This window comes from Bradyrhizobium sp. Ken64, assembly GCF_055807555.1.
In genome coordinates, this window is the sequence record NZ_JBVVPA010000020.1 from 99,422 (window position 1) to 118,470 (window position 19,049).

Annotated in this window: 20 protein-coding genes and 1 tRNA gene; 11 read left to right on the forward strand and 10 right to left on the reverse strand. The window is 63.8% G+C overall.

The window, feature by feature from the left end; genetic code table 11:
• The first annotated feature begins 102 nt into the window (after nt 1-102).
• The gene (locus AC0L2F_RS28115; protein WP_473250644.1) at nt 103-2,790 is read left to right on the forward strand and encodes a PAS domain S-box protein; all 2,688 of its coding nucleotides are present in this window, start codon (nt 103-105) and stop codon (nt 2,788-2,790) included.
• Nucleotides 2,791-2,888: 98 nt separating this feature from the next.
• Here AC0L2F_RS28115 and AC0L2F_RS28120 read toward each other — a convergent pair whose 3' ends face one another.
• On the reverse strand, nt 2,889-3,239 hold the full coding sequence (locus AC0L2F_RS28120; RefSeq protein ID WP_007611523.1) for a GrlR family regulatory protein: 351 nt from the start codon (nt 3,237-3,239) through the stop codon (nt 2,889-2,891).
• A gap of 257 nt (nt 3,240-3,496) precedes the next feature.
• Here AC0L2F_RS28120 and AC0L2F_RS28125 point away from each other — a divergent pair, with 257 nt between their 5' ends.
• The gene (locus AC0L2F_RS28125) at nt 3,497-3,994 is read left to right on the forward strand and encodes a hypothetical protein (RefSeq protein WP_473250645.1); all 498 of its coding nucleotides are present in this window, start codon (nt 3,497-3,499) and stop codon (nt 3,992-3,994) included.
• A 50-nt stretch (nt 3,995-4,044) separates the two neighbouring features.
• On the opposite strand, the gene AC0L2F_RS28130 is transcribed toward AC0L2F_RS28125, so the two are convergent.
• Nucleotides 4,045-4,428 carry a VOC family protein gene (locus AC0L2F_RS28130; protein ID WP_473250646.1) on the reverse strand — a complete coding sequence of 128 codons (384 nt, stop codon included), beginning with the start codon at nt 4,426-4,428 and terminating at the stop codon, nt 4,045-4,047.
• A gap of 179 nt (nt 4,429-4,607) precedes the next feature.
• Between AC0L2F_RS28130 and AC0L2F_RS28135 the strand changes: the two genes are divergently transcribed.
• The 3 genes from AC0L2F_RS28135 to AC0L2F_RS28145 all read left to right on the forward strand — a co-directional run bounded on the left by AC0L2F_RS28135 (nt 4,608) and on the right by AC0L2F_RS28145 (nt 6,108).
• Nucleotides 4,608-5,177, forward strand: coding sequence for a hypothetical protein (locus AC0L2F_RS28135; protein WP_473250658.1), 570 nt, complete (start codon nt 4,608-4,610; stop codon nt 5,175-5,177).
• 161 nt (nt 5,178-5,338) lie between these two features.
• Nucleotides 5,339-5,884, forward strand: coding sequence for a hypothetical protein (locus AC0L2F_RS28140; RefSeq protein ID WP_473250647.1), 546 nt, complete (start codon nt 5,339-5,341; stop codon nt 5,882-5,884).
• A gap of 147 nt (nt 5,885-6,031) precedes the next feature.
• Nucleotides 6,032-6,108 (forward strand) — tRNA-Arg (locus AC0L2F_RS28145).
• 60 nt (nt 6,109-6,168) lie between these two features.
• Here the strand turns inward: AC0L2F_RS28145 and AC0L2F_RS28150 are convergent.
• From AC0L2F_RS28150 to AC0L2F_RS28160, 3 genes are all read right to left on the reverse strand, one after another.
• Nucleotides 6,169-7,134 (reverse strand): AraC family transcriptional regulator, encoded by a 966-nt coding sequence (locus AC0L2F_RS28150; RefSeq protein WP_007611514.1) that lies wholly within the window; start codon nt 7,132-7,134, stop codon nt 6,169-6,171.
• Between the two features lie 143 nt (nt 7,135-7,277).
• Entirely contained in the window at nt 7,278-7,412 is a 135-nt protein-coding gene (locus AC0L2F_RS28155; RefSeq protein ID WP_256375665.1) for a hypothetical protein, read from the reverse strand.
• Nucleotides 7,413-7,569: 157 nt separating this feature from the next.
• A complete protein-coding gene (locus tag AC0L2F_RS28160; RefSeq protein ID WP_473250648.1) occupies nt 7,570-7,842 on the reverse strand; it encodes a hypothetical protein in 273 nt (90 codons plus the stop codon).
• 314 nt (nt 7,843-8,156) lie between these two features.
• Between AC0L2F_RS28160 and AC0L2F_RS28165 the strand changes: the two genes are divergently transcribed.
• Nucleotides 8,157-8,618: a host attachment protein gene (locus AC0L2F_RS28165; RefSeq protein WP_007611511.1), complete on the forward strand. Its 462-nt coding sequence runs from the start codon at nt 8,157-8,159 to the stop codon at nt 8,616-8,618.
• Nucleotides 8,619-8,648: 30 nt separating this feature from the next.
• Here the strand turns inward: AC0L2F_RS28165 and AC0L2F_RS28170 are convergent, their stop codons facing one another.
• On the reverse strand, nt 8,649-8,912 hold the full coding sequence (locus AC0L2F_RS28170) for a hypothetical protein (protein WP_007611510.1): 264 nt from the start codon (nt 8,910-8,912) through the stop codon (nt 8,649-8,651).
• Nucleotides 8,913-9,201: 289 nt separating this feature from the next.
• Between AC0L2F_RS28170 and AC0L2F_RS28175 the strand changes: the two genes are divergently transcribed.
• From AC0L2F_RS28175 to AC0L2F_RS28185, 3 genes are all read left to right on the forward strand, one after another.
• Entirely contained in the window at nt 9,202-9,648 is a 447-nt protein-coding gene (locus AC0L2F_RS28175) for a hypothetical protein (RefSeq protein WP_007611508.1), read from the forward strand.
• A gap of 101 nt (nt 9,649-9,749) precedes the next feature.
• Nucleotides 9,750-10,622 (forward strand): DMT family transporter, encoded by an 873-nt coding sequence (locus AC0L2F_RS28180; protein WP_473250649.1) that lies wholly within the window; start codon nt 9,750-9,752, stop codon nt 10,620-10,622.
• Nucleotides 10,623-10,719: 97 nt separating this feature from the next.
• Nucleotides 10,720-11,463 carry a hypothetical protein gene (locus AC0L2F_RS28185; protein WP_473250650.1) on the forward strand — a complete coding sequence of 248 codons (744 nt, stop codon included), beginning with the start codon at nt 10,720-10,722 and terminating at the stop codon, nt 11,461-11,463.
• Nucleotides 11,464-11,518: 55 nt separating this feature from the next.
• Here AC0L2F_RS28185 and AC0L2F_RS28190 read toward each other — a convergent pair whose 3' ends face one another.
• Nucleotides 11,519-11,827 (reverse strand): histone, encoded by a 309-nt coding sequence (locus AC0L2F_RS28190; protein WP_473250651.1) that lies wholly within the window; start codon nt 11,825-11,827, stop codon nt 11,519-11,521.
• 65 nt (nt 11,828-11,892) lie between these two features.
• Nucleotides 11,893-13,380, reverse strand: coding sequence for a cryptochrome/photolyase family protein (locus AC0L2F_RS28195; RefSeq protein WP_473250652.1), 1,488 nt, complete (start codon nt 13,378-13,380; stop codon nt 11,893-11,895).
• 95 nt (nt 13,381-13,475) lie between these two features.
• Here AC0L2F_RS28195 and AC0L2F_RS28200 point away from each other — a divergent pair, with 95 nt between their 5' ends.
• Nucleotides 13,476-15,206 (forward strand): methyl-accepting chemotaxis protein, encoded by a 1,731-nt coding sequence (locus AC0L2F_RS28200; protein WP_473250653.1) that lies wholly within the window; start codon nt 13,476-13,478, stop codon nt 15,204-15,206.
• A gap of 56 nt (nt 15,207-15,262) precedes the next feature.
• On the opposite strand, the gene AC0L2F_RS28205 is transcribed toward AC0L2F_RS28200, so the two are convergent.
• Nucleotides 15,263-15,922: a peroxiredoxin gene (locus AC0L2F_RS28205; RefSeq protein WP_473250654.1), complete on the reverse strand. Its 660-nt coding sequence runs from the start codon at nt 15,920-15,922 to the stop codon at nt 15,263-15,265.
• Between the two features lie 392 nt (nt 15,923-16,314).
• Between AC0L2F_RS28205 and AC0L2F_RS28210 the strand changes: the two genes are divergently transcribed.
• Nucleotides 16,315-16,887: a hypothetical protein gene (locus AC0L2F_RS28210; protein ID WP_473250655.1), complete on the forward strand. Its 573-nt coding sequence runs from the start codon at nt 16,315-16,317 to the stop codon at nt 16,885-16,887.
• A gap of 56 nt (nt 16,888-16,943) precedes the next feature.
• Here the strand turns inward: AC0L2F_RS28210 and AC0L2F_RS28215 are convergent, their stop codons facing one another.
• A complete protein-coding gene (locus AC0L2F_RS28215) occupies nt 16,944-18,809 on the reverse strand; it encodes an alkaline phosphatase family protein (RefSeq protein WP_473250656.1) in 1,866 nt (621 codons plus the stop codon).
• Between the last annotated feature and the right edge of the window lie 240 nt (nt 18,810-19,049).

A 19,049-nucleotide genomic window follows, 5' to 3' on the forward strand; every position in this document is an offset into this window, starting at 1 on the left:
AGGGCTTCAATATTAAGGATATTCGGCGGCGAGAGGCATGTTCCCCCGGGACCGCAATACGTCGTATATTGGAGCTCAAATAGCCGGGTCCTCACATCACCAATGTCCGCTGAATTGACGCCGACCCCTGAGAAAAAGCGAACATTCTCGCTCTCCATCGGCCAGCTCACCTTCGGCAGCTTCCTTCTGGTGCTGGCGGTGATCATCGTCACCTCGACCGCGAGCGTGATCGCAATCCGGCACATCGACACGACCTTCGCCGAGCTGCAGCGGCTGCAGAGCGTCGGCGATCTCGCCGAGGACATCGACCGCCGCATGAACGAGCTGCGGCTCGCCGCGCGCGACTTCGTCACCGACCCCGGCGCCGGCATCCAGTTCAAGCAGGTAGGCGAGGCGGCCTCGACGCTCAGCGACATCCTGAAGAAGACCCGCATCGAGCTCGTGCCCGAGCAGCAGGATATGATCGACGGGGTCAGCGAGCGGCTTGCGACCTATCGCAGCGGCCTGGAGCGGATCTCGACCTTGATCGATCGCCGCGCCCAGCTGCTTGCCGGCCTGCCGCCGCTCCGGGACCAGTTCGACGCGGCTGTCTCCGGCACCGCGGACCGAGAGCTGGCGTCCCGCCTGTCGGAAGCGCAGAGCCGGATTGCGCTCGGGTTGCTTGCGCGCAACCCGTCCGCGGCCGAGCAGGCGGCCCAAAGCATGCGGGCGATGGGCGTCACTGATCCCAAGCTCAGATCGGCCGTCAACGACTACGCCGAGGCCATCATTGCGGTCGCTGTCCGTGAACGGCAGATCGCCGACATCGATCGCGAGGTGCTGGGAACGGAGGGCCGGCTGATCGGCCGCGTCACCGAATTGCTGCGCGAGGTCAGCGCCCGGCGCGGTCACGTGCTGTCGCGCGACTTTGCCCGCACGCTGACGGAGGCGCGCTGGCAGAGCATCGTGCTCGGTACCATCGGCGTGCTGATCGGCATTCTCGCGGCCGGCTTCGTGGTGCGGCGGACAGTCCGTCCGCTCGCCCAGATCGCGCGCTCGATCCGCGCGCTCGCAGCCGGCGAGAAGAACACCTCGATCCCGTCCGCCGATCTCGACAATGAGATCGGCGACATCGCACGCGCGGCCGAAGTGTTCCGCCGCGCGCTGGAAGAGGCCGACACGGCGCGCGAGGCGGCGGTGCGCGCACTGACCGAGCAGCGCCTCGCGGAAGAGAGCTACCGGAAACTGTTCGAGGGCTCGGTCGACGGCATCTACGTCACGACGCCGGCCGGCGACCTCCTCAACGCCAATCCGGCGCTGGCGCGGATGATGGGCTACGATAGCCCGCAGCAGCTGATCGACAGCATCAACGACATCGCCCATACCATCTACGTCAATCCCGAGGCGCGCGTCGAATATCAGCGGCTGATGGCACGCGACGGCATGGTGCGCGAGTTCGAATACCAGGTGCGCCAGCGCGGCGGCGACATCCTGTGGCTGTCCGACAGTGCCACCGGCGTCCGCGACGAGGCCGGCAACATCGTCCGTTACGAGGGCACGCTGCGCGACATCACCGACCAGAAGCGCGCGGAAGACGCCATCGCCGAAGGACGGCGCCTGCTCCAGCAGGTCATCGACACCGTGCCCGCGGTCATCAACGTCAAGGACCGCGACCTGCGCTACGTGCTGATGAACCGTTACATGGCCGGCATCTTCGGCATCGAGCCCGGCGATGCGCTCGGCCGCACAACGGCCGACCTGATGTCTCGCTACGGCGCGGCCAAGTCGGACGAGAGCGACAAGCGCGTGCTGACGCTGCGAAAAGGTCTCGGCTTCTACGAAGAGGAGTACATTGATTCTTCCGGCCACATGCGGCAATGGCTCGTCAACAAGCTGCCGCTGCTCGATGCAGAAGGCGAGATCGAGCGGATCGTCACCGTGGCGCTCGACATCGGCGAGCGCAAGCGCGGCGAGCAGGAGATGCGGAAAGCCAAGGAATCCGCCGAGACCGCGCTGCGCAATCTGCGCGAGACCCAGGCCTCGCTGATCGAGGCGGAGAAACTGGCGGCGCTCGGGCGCCTCGTCGCCGGCGTCGCACACGAAGTCAACAATCCCGTCGGCATCAGCCTCACGGTCGCTTCCGCGCTGGAGCGCAAGACCGCGATGTTCACCGCCGAGGTCGAGCGGGGCGAGCTGCGCCGCTCCACGCTCAACGACTTTCTCCACACCAGCCGCGACGCGTCCTCGCAGCTCGTCTCCAATCTCAATCGCGCCGCCGAGCTGATCCAGTCGTTCAAGCAGGTCGCCGCCGACCGCAACTATTCGGACCAGCGCAGCTTCGATCTCGGTGACCTCACCGAGCAGGTGGTGATGAGTCTGCGGCCGGGCCTTCGCAAGCACAATCTGACGCTCAATGTCGAGTGCCAGCCTGATCTGACCATGAACAGCTATCCGGGACCGTACGGCCAGGTGCTGACAAATCTGTTTCTCAATGCGGTGGCGCACGCCTTCCCGGACGGCCGGCCGGGGACCATCGACATCCAGGTGCGCGAGTCCGGCAAGGACAATGTCGAGATCATCTTCTCCGACAATGGCTGCGGCATGTCGCTCGACGTCCGCCGTCGTGCCTTCGATCCGTTCTTCACGACGCGCCGCGACCAAGGCGGCACCGGCCTCGGGCTGCACATCGTCTACAGCATCGTCACAAACAGGCTCGGCGGACGGCTCGATCTGGATTCCGAACCGGGCAGCGGCACGCGTATCCAGATCATCCTGCCGCGCGTGGCGCCCCTCGAGCAGGCCGCGGAATAGCTCGAGCGTTCTCGAGCGGATTGGATGCCGGTCCGTGTGAAGAAAACGCGTCGAAACAACAATTGAGAGCTTTGGTTGATTCGATCAGAACCGAAGCTCTAGTCGGCCTCCGCAAGCTTGTGCAGCGTCGCGCCGAAAATCTGGCTGGCCTTGCCGACCAGCGCGGTGCCCATCATGTCCCCGCGCGTCTCCGTGAAGGTGCCGCTGACGCCGATGCCGACCGCGGCAGGGCCGCCGAACAGCGGATTGTCGTCACCCCGCGGCGAGGTGTGACGCTGGACCAGCACCTCGCCCTTGAAGGTGTTGTCCTTCACCGTGTAGCTGCCGGTGTAATAGAGGTAGGCATCGCCGCCAAGAATCTTGCCGTCGCGAAAAAGAATCACGCCGCTGCCCTTGCCGACCCGACCATCGAGCAGGTTCACGTGAATCGAATAGAGGCCGTTCTTCATAACGTCCCGAGGCCGGCCGCCATCGCCCAATGGCGTAACCGGTAGGGCATTTATGCCAAAGGGGATGCGGCCACGCAACGCGGGAGTTTGGCCGCCGGCGTTGCGAGCCTGCCCGTGAGCCGTAGTTGTCCTGGCTTGTCTATGACACCGCCATGACGGTCTGATCAAGAAGCGAGGCCAGTCGTTGCGAATCAAGTTGGCCCGCGAAATGCATAACCATTGTTGCACTGGCCGCGGGGTGCTGGAGCAAGACAAACGTGTGCAACTGGATCGATTCCGGCGGCGAGAAGCCGCGTCTGTACAGTGTGCGTCCCACGATTTGCGAAACACGACAACGGCGGATTGGCGGCGCGGCACGCTGGCGAAGCGTGGCGAGCCTCGCTTGCGCCCTGGCGCTGATCGCACTCGCAGCCCCCTTCGGGCACGCGCGCGACCGCGGCCAGTTCGTCAACACCAATGCCGAATTGAAAGCCTGGTTCGACGGACTGCGAAGCGGCAAGGGGCCTTGTTGCTCCGATGCCGACGGCTCGGCGCTCTCGGACACCGACTGGGACAGCAAGGACGGGCACTATCGGGTCCGCGTCCCGCGTTATGGCTACGTGATTGACGGCCGACCGCAGGAGCTCGTCTGGGTCGACGTACCCGAGGAGGCCGTGATCTCGGAGCCGAACCGGGTGGGGCGCACCATGGTCTGGCCGATCTACGGCTACATGGGCGTCGCGGTCCGCTGCTTCATGCCCGGCAGCATGACTTAGGCACGCGGGCCGGCAACGTCGCCCGGTGAGCCGATGCGGCGCGCGCCGTGTCAGGTGTATTTCTTGTCGCGCTCGAGCAGCTCGATGGAGATGCCTTCGGGGCCGCGGATGAAGCAGATGCGCACGCCGGGGCGGATCGTGGTCGGTTCGCGCGTGAAGGTGACGCCCTTGGCCTTGATCTCGGCGGCGACGGCGTCGATGTCCTTCACCGTGAGACCGAAATGGTCGAGGCCCTGATGCGGGTGCGGCGGCGGCGGGTTGACCGCGTTGTCGCCCTCGAGTGGCGCAATGAAGATCCTTGCGCCGCCGAGGTTCACGTCAATCCGTCCGGGCGCTTGCATGATCTCGCCACCAAGGATGTCCCGCAGCCAGGCCGCCGTGGCCTCCGGATCAGGGCTGCGCAGATGGACGTGATCCCAACTGACGATTGGCATTTCATGTTCTCCCGACGGGTCTTGATGTTGCAGCGCATGTTAGCGGCCTCGGCCGGTGACCGCCACCGCCCTTGCCGACTCGACAGCTGCGCGGGAACCTTAGTTCGTCTTCCGGATTAAGGTAAGCAGTGGCCGAATCCGTTGTCGAACGTGCTTCCGCCGCGATCGGTGAGGCAACCATGAACGCTGGGTTTGACCGCATCGGGATAGGGCGTCTCGCCGGAACCGGCGAGCGACTGGCGCGGGCGGTGACGATCGCGAGCGTTTCATTTGCGCGAGGCCTGCTGTGGCTGTTGGCGGCCATCATCGTCGGTTGCGGCATCTGGATGCTGCTCCCTCTTGCCAAAGGCAACAGCGCCGAACCGGTGAGGTCTGAGGTGGCGGCGGTCGAGACTGCGTCTTCGGGCGATGCAGCCGCCGCGTCGTCGCCTTCCGAAGCTCAGATTCCGACCATGGCCGAACTCGGTCGGATCAGGATTTCATCTCAGACGTGGCGCCGCGGCGGCCTTGGCTCGAAGGCGTTGGTGACGCTCACGCTGCGCAACGACAACGACTATGCCGTAAAGGATGTCGAGATCGTCTGCGCTTTTGCGCGGCGCGACGGGAGTCATCTCACCGACCGCAGCCGCGTTCTAACGGACCCTGTCGGCATGAAGAGCCGCAAGACTTTTGCGCGCATTCCTGTCGGTTTCGTCAACGTGAATGCCGATCAGGCGAAGTGCTCGCTTGTGGCAGCACGTCGGACATAAGGCCGGCATTGCCGGGTAGCGGAAAAGTTACTGTCTTGGGGGCTTGGCCGAAAAACTTGGCGTCGCCATTTGAACCGAACGGCTGGGGCCAGGAACCAATTAAGTGATCGCCTGTTAAGGCGGAGAGCCCACGCGGGGATGCGGCGGGCGGAGCGTGGCCAATGCCCATCTTTCGGTATTTCTTCTTTGTCGGGGGAGCCTTGCTCGCACTGCTGTTCGCGGCGAACTACGCTCTGCCAACTTCGGCTGTGACGCAGGCCATCGCAACAGCAAGCAACGAACAGCCGTTGATCCGGATCCGGTCCGATCGCCACCTGCCGGAGCGTGTCGTACTCGACACCAGTCAGCCGACTCTTGCCGCCCCTGCGGTGAAGATCGCCGCCGTCGCGGCTCCCCAGCCGCCCGTGGAGGGCATGTCACCGGCCTTCGCCGAAATTACAGCCAAGGCGCGGGTCCGCGAGACTTTCGCCCAATTCACGCCGGCCGCGAAGGCCGGTACCGCTACGGCCAAGAAGTCCGAAGCCAAGACGCAGATTCAGCCGCAAATTCAGGCGCAGGCGCAGCTTCCTCAGGCCCAGCCACTTCAGACCCCAGCGCAGCAGCCCAAGCGCAAGGTCGCCAGAACGCATCCGGTGCCGCAGCAAGGGCGGCCGATGATGGTGATGGCCCAGCAGCCGCATTTCGGCTTCTTCAACAGCACCTGGTAAGAGCGGGTCTGACCCGAATCGGGGCGGGAAGGGCTTTTTATTGGCCGGCCTCTCTGCTAATTCGAACCCATCCGAACGTCGTCCGGCCTGCTGGCTCGCCAGCAGCGATCTGAGGCGTCTCGGTTGCGGCCCAATCTCTGGGCCAGGGCGCTCGTAGCTCAGCTGGATAGAGCATCGGATTTCGATTCCGAGGGTCGGGAGTTCGAATCTCTCCGAGCGCGCCAATTCCGGATATGTTCCGAAGAGGGCGCTGACAACAATGACCGCCGCAGGGGGCTGCCTGGTCAGCCTGCCGTCGGACCGGCTTGCCGACCCCGCGCCAGCGTGTCGGACGGCGCTTCGTGGAAGGTCGCGCGGTAAGCTGCGGCAAACTCCCCCAAATGGTGAAAGCCTTGTGCGCGCGCGCATGTGGTGACGGTGGCGCCGCCGCCCTTGAGAAGGCGAGACCGGGTCGCCCACAATTTTTTCAGGCGAATGTACTGGTGCAAGCTCATGCCGCGCACCTTGCTGACGGCGCCGCCGAGCGTCCGGATCGAGACGCCGAACTCGCCGGCGAGATCGGCTGTATAGATCGGCGCAGTCGGATGTGCCGCGACGTAATCGTCGATCCGCTGCACGAGTTTGATCGACCGCTCGCCCTGGACGGAGGCACTCCGGTCCGAGAGCGGATCGATGCGAAACAGATCGTCGAGCGCGAGCAGCAGGCCTTCCTGGAGATGGGCGGCGACCTCGGTCGTTTCGAACAGGGCCGGCTGCACCGACGCGGTTCGCAGAATGTCGAGCAGGAGCTGGCGTATGTGGAGCAAAGCGGGGCGGTTCGCGCCAAAGGCCCGCAAATCGTCCGCCTGATCGAACCAGCCCCGGTCACTCAGGCCAGGTGAGAAGATGATCATCGCATGATGATTGGTCCGGCGCTCGACGAAATGGCATTCATCGCTGCCGCGGAGCGCGATGAAGAAACGCGCGTCCAGATCAATGCCCTTGGAATTGACCTGAAGGTCGTCTGTCATGGGCAGGATCACCATCCCGCCGGGCATCCGATAGGCCGCGTCGAGGATGCGCGCGAACGAGCGCATCATGACGATGCGGCAGCCGGGCAGGGAGACGACGGCACGAGCCGCCGCGAAATTCTGGACGTCGAGCGGAATGCTTCTGGCATCCTCCATCGACTCGATCGGCCGAAACGCATCGACGTCGGCAAAGCCGATCAATTGAAGCGCCGAGGATGGGGCGAGGGCGTCGAACAACATGGGTGTGGCCGGCTGCCGCAATGTGACAATCAAATGAACGTCAGTACATCGCCATCAATGGCGAAACATCGCGCTTCAGTAAACCGGATTCCGGGCCGTAGTATTGCGGACATCATGGCATGAAGCCCGGCGGATCGATGTCATCAACGGTCTCGAGTCATCGGCTGGCCGGTGGCGAGGTCGATGAAATGCAGCCGCGTGCAGGCGGGACAGGCGAAGGAGGCAAAGCTCTGCGCCTCCTGTTTCTGTTGCTTCTCGAGATGGGTCTGCACATTCATGCCCGTCTGGGGACATCGAAAAACGATCAAATCGACCATCTTCGGAGAATGACGGCGTGGCGGATTTCGTCTTTGATCTAGATCAGTTTTGGAATGACTCCAGACCACCATCCTTGATCTCGCAAAGGCGAAGGGGCCCCGGAGGGCCCCTTTAAAATCACCAGCGGCGGTAGCGTGGTCCGTAGTAGCGAGGCCCACCATAGAAGCGCGGTGCATATCGGGGACCGTAGTAGGGCCGCGGCGCGTAGTATCCATAGTAGTTCGGGCGCCAGAAACAGCGTCCCCAGGCGTCACAGACCATGCGGACCTGCTCGACGTCCGAGACCTGCGGCGTCGCAGGAGCAGGCGCGATGGGCATGGCGGACGCCGCCGATAATGCAACCAACGCACCCAACAGGGACGCGGCGAGGAGGCCAATTCTAAGCTTCATGATGTCTTTCTCCGCTTACGCAATACAGGGATATCGAAGTTTGTTCTGATCAAATTGTGGCGGGACCGAAATGTAATGCTGATGAACAGGTCTTCAGCCAGCCCGCCGCAGGCCTGACCTTTGGCTCCGGGAAACTATCCCAGGTTCGGCTCTTGACCAATGCTGCGCTTGCGTTTGCGTCCCCGCAGGACATTGCCGCCATCCTTGATCCCGCGCAATTCATCGGTGCGGCTTCGTCCCTAAGCTTGGCGTCGTGGCCAGCCTTTCGAGCATTTCGAAGCGCTGGCTCGCGAGGTCGCTATGGAGCTGTGCAAATGGACAAAATGAGAATCGACAAGGGTGACTGGCTGGTCGTGTGCGACGGGCGCAAGGCGCTCATTCTGGAAAACCTCGGCGACGAGATGTTTCCGAACCTCCACACCAGGGAGGTGCACGAACAGCCCAATCCCGCGACTGCTGCGCAAGGGACCGACGCGCCGGGCAGGCTCCATGGCGCGGCCGGCAGCGCGCGCAGCTCGGTGGAGCAGACTGATTGGCACGACGAGGCCGAGCGCGCCTTCCTGCGCAGCCTGGCCGGACGGCTCGATGCCGCCGTCAGCTCAGGCGAGACCTCGGCCTTGACCATGGTGGCCTCGCCGCGTGCGCTTGGGATGATCCGCGCCGACTATTCGGATGTGGTGCGCAAGGCACTCCAGGGCGAGGTCGGCAAGGACCTCGTCAAACTGCCGGTCTACGAGATCGAGAAGCAATTGCTGCTGTCGGGCGCCGCCAAATAGCGGCCCCCGCAGAGGACGCGCCTGCGCCACTCAGAAGCAGGGGTGCCGGCGGCGGTCCTGGCCGACATAGGCGGCTGCGCTCTGGTAGCAATGGTTGGTCGACGGGCCGTCGTAAAAGGCGAACGTTCCGGGCGTGATGCCGGGCCCGTAATTGTGCAGATAGCTGATCGGGTAGGGCAATGGGCTCGTGTAGTGGCGGTGGTACCGGTGATGTCCCCGCGCCTCTGCGAGGCCAGGGGCAAGGATGGCGGCCGACAGGGCAGCAATCGCGGCTACAAGCTTCAACTTGCTCATCTCGAATCTCCGGAACCCGCACGAATAGGTCAGCCGTTTATAGCCAGTTCGGCCCGCCGGAACACCCGTCTGCAGCCCGGAAATCGGGGCCAATCCCGCAGATTCCCGGGTGGGTGTGACAGAATTGCCGGTTCTGTGGTCCAGAGTTGCCCATTTTTGGCCTTTTCGAGATGCTTAACGAATTCCCCACACAAGTGTGACCAAACAGAATTAGCTCAAGACTCCTGTTGCCGGCTTCTTGGGGTCCATAGGCCGGTCCATTCCTGAAGGCTTTCGCCGTCACCTCGCCATGCGCATCACGCTTCTGAGCCTGCTGTTGCTCTCGGTCGTCGCCGCCACGCCGGCGCGGGCCGAGCTGCACATCACCCGCGACCACGGCGGCTATGTCGAGGAGTACAAGGCGAAGTACAAGCGCGTCCGCGAGAAGGGCGAGCGCGTCATCATCGACGGCATCTGCAACTCGGCCTGCACCCTGGTGCTCGGCATCGTGCCGATGAACAAGATCTGCGTGACGCCGCGCGCCAGCCTCGGCTTCCATCAGGCCTACTACGACAAGGCCTTCACCTTCGGCATCAAAGTCACCAGCGCGGAGGGGACGTCCGACCTGATGGCCTACTACCCCGACACGGTGAAGGACTGGATTCGCCGCAATGGCGGGCTCACCACCGACATGAAAAAGATCAAGAACGGCATCGAGCTCTGGAAGATCATCGATCCCTGTCCGGACGAATGGTGAGCGGCTGAACCGTCCCGTCCGTCGCAGCGCAGCATCGTCTGGACGAAATTGGCCGAAATTCGCATTGCCGCATTGGCCCCCGGTGGGGCAATGAGGCGGCAATGAACCATAATCAAGAAGCCCTGACCGCCCGTGCCGCGCCAATCCTGTTCGTCCTGCTCTGGAGCACGGGCTTCATCGGCACCAAATACGTCGTCAACAATGCCGATCCCCTGACCTACCTCGCCATCCGCATGGCGTTCGTGGTTGGTCTGATGGCGATCATCGCTGCCGTTGCGCGACCGAAATGGCCGGACCGTATCGGCATCGCGCACAGCGCGGTCGCGGGCATTCTCGTCCATGGCTTCTATCTCGGCGGCACCGCAATCGCGATCGCGCACTCGATTCCGGCCGGGCTCTCCGCGCTCATTCCGGGCCTCCAGCCGATCCTGACCTCGACCATCGCCAACCGCTGGCTCGGAGAGAAGGTGACGCCGGTGCAATGGGCGGGGCTCGTGCTTGGCCTCGGCGGCGTGGTGCTGATCCTGCACGGCCGCCCCATGACCGGCGAAGCCGGACTCGGCTGGCTCGCCTCGGTGGTATCGCTGATCAGCATCACGCTCGGCACGCTCTATCAGCGCCGCTACTGCAACCACATCGACTGGCGCGCCGGCAATCTCGTGCAGTACGTGTCCGTCACGATCTTCTTCGCGATCGGCGCGTTCCTCTTCGAGGACCGCGTGGTGCACTGGACGCGCGAGTTCATGCTCGCACTGGCCTGGCTCGCCGTGGCGCTCTCGATCGGTTCGATCGGGCTGCTGTACTGGCTGATCCGCCGTGCCGCCGCCACCTCTGTTGCAAGCCTGTTCTATCTGGTGCCGGCCGTGACGGCGCTGATGGCTTATCTGCTGTTCGGAGAAAAGCTCGATGCGCTGGCGATCGTCGGCATGGTGATGTGCGCGGCCGCGGTGTTCGTGGTCAACCGACGCTTCTAGGGCCGGCGAGCCGGGCGCCGGAATACATCCCTGACGTGCGCGGCAAGATCGTGCTACGGTGGACACATTTCAGTGGCCCTTTCACAGGTGATTTTCCATGAAGAAGGCGAGACGCGCATTGCTTGGCAGGTCCCTGAAGCCAGTCCGGATTGCCTGCATCAACTACGCCGAGCCGATGATTAGCGGTCGCAAGATGTCCAGGCTCACAGCGGCGCTCCAGAAATGCTACGACAAGCACTTCCTGCCGGTGTGGGGCTATCCGGTCGACCTCTATGTCACCGAAAAGCCGAAGCCGGATGACTGGCAGCTGGTCTATTTTGACGAGGCCTCCCACAAGAACATGCTCGGCCGCCATGAGCTGACGCATCGCCGCCAGCCGATCTCAAAGATCTTCGTCAAGGCGTTGGGCGACGAGCCCGTCAGCGTGGCGGCCTCGCACGAGCTGTTCGAGATGGTGCTCGATCCCATGGCCAATCTCTGGGCCGACAAGAACCCGAACACCCAATATGCCTATGAGGTGTGTGACGCCGTGGAAGAGGACACCTTCTTCGTAGCCGGCTTTGAGATGTCGAACTTCGTCTATCCCTCCTGGTTCGAACCCTTCAAGCACCCCCGCGGCACGAAGTTCGACCACATGGGATCGCTCAAGGAGCCGTTCTCGATGACCGAGGGGGGCTACGTCATCAAGAAGGTGAACGGCAGGAGATTGATCAAGCAGTTCGGCTCACCCGAAAAGCGCCGGCGCTTCAAGGCCGAGGACCGGCGCGGCCATCGCAGCGAATTTCGCGATCCGCAAGGCGAGCATCACCCGGGCCGGCGCGCAGCCAAGCGGCGAGGGTAGGTATCGCTGGAGCCGCCTCCGGGCGCGTCCGCCCCCGGAGACTTGGGCTTTGCGATCAGCGCTTGGCCTTCTTTTTCGACTTGGCAGCTTTCTTGGTGGACTTCTTTGCTGTCTTCTTGGCCGTCTTCTTCGACGACTTCTTTGCAGCTTTCTTCGAAGTCTTCTTGGCGGCCTTCTTCGACGTTTTCTTCGCAGCCTTCTTGGCTTTCTTCCTGGAAGCCTTCTTCGGCGCGACCTTCTTCGCGACCTTCTTGGCGGCTTTCCTGACCTTCTTCACAGCAGTGACAGCGGCGTCCTTGGTCGTTTCTACGGCGGCGGTGATCGTGTCCATCGCCTGTTCGGTGATCGGCTTGTCGTCGTCCATATCGTCCCCCACGGTTGCATGGAGCGATGACGATAGCGCGTTTCATAATTGTGTCAAAGCAACGCTCAACCTTTGCGGATCTTTGCGTAGGCGGCGAGCGCGCGCGCTCGTCCCTTGGCATGATCGACGATCGGCTGCGGATAGCTCTTGCCCAGCGTGACGCCGGCGCTCGCAAGCTCGATCGGCGTCGCCCGCCAAGGCTGATGGATCAGCTTGGCTGGCACATCCCTCAACTCGGGCACCCAGCGTCGCACATAGGCTCCATCCGGGTCGAACTTCTCGCCCTGGAGCACCGGATTGAACACGCGGAAATAGGGCGCCGCGTCGGCGCCGCAGCCGGCGACCCACTGCCAGTTGGCGGGATTGCTGCCGGCATCCGCATCGACCAGCGTGTCCCAGAACCAGCTCTCGCCGTCGCGCCAGTCGATCAGGAGGTGCTTGACCAGGAACGAGGCGACCACCATTCGGACCCGGTTGTGCATCACGCCAGTGTGCCAGAGCTCGCGCAGGCCGGCGTCGACGATGGGATAGCCGGTGCGGCCGCGTTGCCAGGCCGCGAGTGCCTTGGCGTCGGGCTTCCATGGGAAGCCGTCGAAATTCGCTTGCAGGTTTTCGGTGGCAAGGTTGGGATGGTCGTGCAGCAGGTGCCGGCAGAACTCACGCCAGCCGAGCTCGCTCAGGAACTTGTCGACACCGGGTCCGATCGCGGGGTTCTCGGCCGCGGCGAACCGCGCGGCGTGCCAGACTTGGCGCGGGCTGAGCTCGCCGAACCTCAAATGTGGTGACAGGTGTGAGGTGCCCTCCCGGTCCGGGCGGTCGCGATCGCCGACATAGCCACGTGCGGTGTGCTTGAGGAAGTCGCGCAAGCGGGAGCGGGCGGAAGCTTCGCCCGGGATCCAGGTCTCGCGCAGGCCGCCGGCCCAATCTGGCTTGCCCGGCTCGAGCTTCCAGGTGTCCAGCGGGTCGCTGGCGACTCCCGGCGCAGGACGCAGCTCCTTCGGTGCCGGCAGGGGCTTTGGCGGATCGCCGAGCGCCAGCACGCGCCGCCAGAATGGCGTGAACACGCGCAAGCCGCGGCCTTCCTTGTTGCGGATTGCCGCGGGCGGAACGAGCAGGTCGCCGGGGAAACTGTGCGAGTCGACGCCGAGCTTTGCCAGCGCTGCTTCGAGCTGCCGCTCAACCGCCTGATGCGGCGCCTGTGCGATCCCGTTCCAGTAGACCGCACGCCCTCCGCTCTCACGCGCCACTTCCGTGATTACCCTGGCCGCCGGCCCCTTGCGCAGGATCAGCGATCCGCCGCGCGTGGCAATGTCGGCGCCGAGCGCCCGCAGCGACTGCGCCAGCCACCAGCGCGCCGCAGCGCCCGCCGTTCGCCCGGCCGAATCGTCCAGCACATAGAGGCAGATCACCGGCGCGCCGGTCTTCGCAGCCACCTTGGCGGCAGCGTGGAGGGCCGGATGGTCGGACAAGCGGAGGTCGTCGCGAAACCAGACGATGATGGGCGGAGCACTTGGCGTAGTCCTTGGCGTGGTCAGGGCGTCCTCGTTTACCATTTGGAAAGCATTGGCGTCCGGCGATTGGAACCGCCGTTAATGCGACCGTAAGCCGATTGCACGAATATGCAGGAATTACAGGAGTCATTCCATTCATGTACGGACGAGCAACGGCGAAGTTTCTGCCGCAATTCAAACTTGGCACCAAGGCGCTCCTGTGCGCGGTGCTGCTGATCGCCATGAATACGGCGCTCGTGGTCGGGGCCGGCTATTGGTCGCTCAGCTCCGTGTTCAACGATCGTGCGCTGCGCGATATCGAGGTGAGTCTGCGCACGCTGGCGCTGGCCTTTGCCGAGACCAATCCCGACGCGAAGATCACCATGAAGGATGGCGCGGTGGCGCGCGCCGAGATTTCCAAGATGCCGGATTTTAAGGATCACGCCATCGTCGATCGCGCGGTGTCCTATGTCGGCGGCAACGCCACCCTGTTCGTGTTCGACGATGCGAGCGGGCAGTTCGTGCGGCGCTCGACCAACGTGAAGAAGGAAAATGGCGACCGCGCCGTCGGGACCCAGCTTGCCGCCGATCATCCGGCGCAGGCGCTGCTGCGTCGTGGCGAGGCCTACAAGGGCCCGGCCACGCTGTTCGGCAAGACCTTCATGACCGCCTATTTCCCGATCGCCGACGCCCGCGGCAAGGTCGCCGGCATCCTCTATGTCGGCATCCCGATGGCCCAGTTCGAGAGCATGCTGGCCCACACGATCGAAAGCATGGCGATCGCCGCCGGGTTCGCCGCGCTGCTGGTGATGGTCCTCACCTTGCTGGTCGTCCGCCGTGTCACCAAGCCGCTCACCTCGGTGACGCGCTCGCTGACGGCGCTTGCCGAAGGTCAAAGCGAGGTCGAGATCGATTGCGAGGACCGCGCCGACGAGATCGGCGAGATCGCCCGCACGGTCGCGGTGTTCAGGAGCAATTCGCAGGAGCGGGCGCGGATGCGCGGCGAGCAGGCGGCCGCTTCGGCTGCAGCCGCCGAGCAGCGCAAATCCGACCTGCGCAATTTCGTCGAAGAGTTCCGCGGCGGCGTCGGCGGCATTCTCGACAAGGTGCTGACATCGTCAGGCGAATTCGAGCGGGCGGCGCGACAGCTCACCGACACCGCGCGCTCCACCGCCGATCTGTCGGCGCGGTCGGCCGGAGCTTCCGAAAACGCCTCCGAGCACGTGCGTTCGGCGGCGTCGGCCTCGGACGAGCTGTCTCAATCGATTTCCGAAATCACCCGGCGGGTGCAGGAATCGAACGTCATTTCCGCTGAGGCCGTGCGGCAGGCCGAGGCGACCGATCAGCGCATCGCGCAGCTCTCCGAGGCGGGCGCGCGCATCGGCGATGTCGTCAAGCTGATCACCTCGATCGCCGAGCAGACCAACCTGCTGGCGCTGAACGCGACCATCGAGGCCGCGCGCGCGGGCGATGCCGGCCGCGGTTTTGCGGTGGTGGCCCAGGAGGTCAAGACGCTCGCCGGCCAGACCGCCAAGGCGACCGACGAGATCTCAAACCAGATCGCCAGCATGCAGCTTGCGACCGAGGAATCGGTTGTCGCCATCAAGGCGATCAGCCAGACCATCGAGCGCATCAGCGGCATCGCGGGCTCGATCTCGGCGGCGGTCGAGCAGCAGAAGAGCGCGACCCAAAACATCGTCGCCAGCGTTCGCGCGGCGGTATCGGGCACGGCGGATGTCGCCGTCAACGTCCGTCAGGCCGCCGAGGGTGCGAACGAGACGGGTGAGACGTCCAGCCGGATGTTTGCCTCCGCCCAGGCGTTGTCGGGCGAGAGCCTGCATCTGAAGGCCGAGGTCGAGGGCTTCCTCGAACGCGTGCGCGCGGCGTAAGAGCTAACATCGTCATTCCGGGCGGCGCTGACGCATCGCCCGGAATGACAGTTTCATTATTTCGGCTGCGGCACGATCCGGATGTAGGGCTTCGGCTCCTTCCAGCCTTGCGGATAGATCGTCTTGGCCTCGTCATTGGAGACCGAGCCCGCGATGATGACGTCGTCACCCTGCGACCAGTCGGCCGGGGTCGCGACGCGGTGCTTGGCGGTGAGCTGGAGCGAGTCGATCACGCGGAGGATCTCCTGGAAGTTCCGGCCCGTCGTCATCGGATAGACCAGCACCAGCTTGATCTTCTTGTCCGGCCCGATGACGAAGACATTCCGAACGGTCTGGTTGTCGGCCGCGGTGCGCACAAGGGGATCGCCCGAGATCGCAGCCGGCAGCATGCCGTAGAGCTTGGAGACGTTGTAGTCGGTATCGGCAATCATCGGGAAGTTCGGCGCCGCGCCTTGCGTCTCCTTGATGTCCTCCGACCATTTGGCGTGGCGGTCGACCGGATCGACCGAGAGACCCATCAGCTTGACCCCGCGCTTGTCGAATTCCGGCTTCAGCCTGGCGAGCGCGCCGAGCTCGGTCGTGCAAACCGGCGTGAAGTCCTTGGGGTGCGAGAACAGCAGCGCCCAGCTATTGCCGATCCAGTCGTGGAACTTGATCTTCCCTTCGGTGGTCTCGGCTTCGAAGTCGGGGGCGGTGGTGCCGATCGGAAGCGTCATGGTTCTACCTCATGCTATTGAATTTGCTTATGAATTCATCTTTGACCGTCGGGGCCAGTATAGGGGCTCCACGACATCAAGTGAACGCTAACTGAACCGCTTCAAGTAAAATGTGAATTCCTTCTTTGAAGGCCTGATTTCCTAGCACCTTTTTGTTACAGCCGCGCCTGCGACGAAACATCTCCACCGGGGCTATACGGGCGCGATTGCCCCGAGAAAGCCTTTTATGACTTCCATCACGCTCGCCCGTCGCTTGCCAGAACCGAAATGGTCCTGACAGCGACCAATTGGCAACCATCTCAAAAAGTCGCGATCCCCGTACCGAATCATTAACCACCCCTTTACGCCGGCATGAAATTGCTGGCCGGTCAGAAGAAATCTGGAAGTGAACTATGTCTGCCGCTGCGCATAAGTCTGTTGAGTCGCCGTCCCTCGAACCGTCCTGCCGCGATACCTCGGCCCATGCACTGACCATCGTGCGCGACGGCGTGATCACGGGCGAAGGCCCCACCACCAAGGGAAGGGTGCATTTCTCCCGCTCGCTCGATGCCGATGACACCGCCTGGTGTGCCCGCATTCTCACCGCCTCGGCCGTCAACGACCAGCCGGTCAGCCGCACTGAGGCCGAAGTGCTGTTCGAAATCAACGAAGCCGCGACCGAGCGCACCGATGGTGGCCGTTTCGACGACCTGCTTGCCAAGGCGGTGGCTCATTATGCCGCCAGCGCCTCCGGTCTGAAGGTGCCGCCGCGCAGCGTCGCGCTGTCGGCCGAGTCCGATATCGAAGGATGGGCGCCGTCCTATGCCTCCAAGGTCAACAGCGAAATGCTCGAGTGGATCGCCAGCCAAATGCGCGGCAAGCGCCAGAACAACCGTCGCCTGATGGCGATGGTGGCGACCTTCCTGGGCGCCACCGCGCTGCCTCTGGCGGGCCAGTTGCCCAACGTGTTCGACATCGGCATGTAAGATTTTGGGCATGTAAAATTCTGCGCCTCTCACGAGGACGCATTTGAACGGCGGGGTTATTTCCCCGCCGTTTTTTGTTTGCCGGAGTCCGGCTCCAGCCCGAGCGTACGGCCCGGGAAGCCGGCGGCGTCGAAATAGCGCTGGCTGCCGACGCGCTGGAAGTTCAGCACGGTCTGCAGGCCGTTCTCGGACTTCTTGGACTTCTCGACCCCCTTGTACGCCTTCGGCATGATTCCGTTGGGCAGGGCCTCCGACATCACGCGGCCAACGAGGCCGCCGTTCTGCGAACTGCGCAGGCCGAGGAGCTGGGCGGCCGTCATGCCGACGTCGGCATTGCTGACCGGGATCTCGCTGACATAGCCGGCTTTGAAGTCCGGACCGATCGCCGCCATGAAGTTCATGGTGTCACCGCGGCTGAAGCTGCCATGCATGCCCTGGCCCTGGCGCAGCACGGTGTCGGCGACCTGTACCGAGCAGTTGGTCGGCGCCTCGCCGCAATCGCTGGCATAGGAGCGGAAGTTGACGACGATCGCCGGCGTCGGCGTCGCCGCCTTGCCGCGCAGGTTGATGCTCGACAGCGGCAGGGTGCCGGGGAAGCGGCCGAGCGAGTCGTCGACGAACAGGCCGGAGACGTAGTCCTGCTCGAGCAGCGTCTTGATGGTCCTGGCCGCCAGCTTCTTGTCCTTGTTCGGTAGATAGATCAGGTCGGAGCCGCCATTGGTGGCGACGACGAGATCGGGCTTTTCCGGATCCTTGCCGAGGACGCCGTTGCCGGCCTTGGGATGCTTGTTACCCTCGACCTTGGCGTTCTTGTCGTTGGGATCGAACAGCGGCAGGTCGAGCGCCTTGGCGAGGTCGAGCGCCAGAAAGCCCATCGGCAAAAAGTCCTTCGGCGTGTCGTCATAGCTGACCTTGGCCGAGGAGCTGGTCTTGCTTTCCTTGGAGATGGTCGAGAAGCCGTGGTCGGCCTGGACCATGATGTTGGTGGTAGCGGCAAGGCCGAGCTCGTCCAACGCCTTGCGGAGCTGGGCGAGGTTGTTGTCGGCATTCTTGATGCTCGCCATGGTGCTCGGACCGTTGATGCCGGGCATGATCTGGTTGAGGCTGTCGCCCTGGTTATGCTGGGTGCCATCCGGATCGCGCGACCAGAACACCAGCACGAACGGCTTGTTGCGCGCCTTGAACATCGGCAGCACGACCTTGGCCGCGACGTCGGCGAAATAGGCCTGCTGCGCGACGTTGGCGACCGTTGTGCCGGGCGTCTTGGCATCGCCCGCCTTGGAGTTGTCGCCGCGCGGCGGCGTGGCGAGGGGCAGGCCGGCCTTGGTCAGCGCGTCCTTGACCTCGTCCGACAGCGCCACGCCATTTTTGCCGCCGGTCGCATCGTCGAAAACGACCGAATGCAGGCCGGCCTTTTCAGGCTTGTCGGTGTGGTCGAACTGATAGGTCGGGCCGACCTTGCCGATCGCCGCGGTGCTCAGCCCCTTGTCGCGAGCCAGCTTCAGGATGGTTTCTTCATTGAGATAGTCGCCCTTGAAATGCTCGTCGATGTCGCCGAGCACGGCGTCGTTCTCGATGAAGGGGACGACAGTGTCGCCGGCGGGCACCGAGGTGTAGTTGGTCCAGATTGTGTTGGAGAATACACCGGTATCGCCGAGATAGTGGCCGGTCGACATCGCCGAGCCGTTGGCCATGGTGAAGGTCGGGAACAGCGAGTGCGAATTCTTGAAGTTGACGCCCTTGTCGCGGATTTCGGCCATTGCGGGGGCGGTCTCGGGGGTGACCTTCAGCGCCCGCAGACCGTCCGGAATGAACAGGATCAGGTTGCGGGGCGTGTTGTTTTCGGCGGAGGCAGGTCCGGTCGAGAGTCCGGCGGACAACACTGTCAGTCCGGCTGACAGCAACACCAGTGAACGGCGCATCAAAATCTCTCCCTGCGAGCGGCTTGGCCGCCAACCGCGGCCCCGGCTTCGTTTAGTTTCGCTGCATGACGCTTTTGTTACAAGAGCGGAGCGTCATGCAAAGAAGGGTGGCGGCCGCTCGCGTGTCCCGGACGCGCTGCAGCGCGTAGCGGTGCTGCGCAGAGCCGGGACCCAGCAGGTCCCACGGCACGCTGTTGCATGGGCCCCGGCTCTGCAGCGCACCGCCAAGAGGCGCTGCGT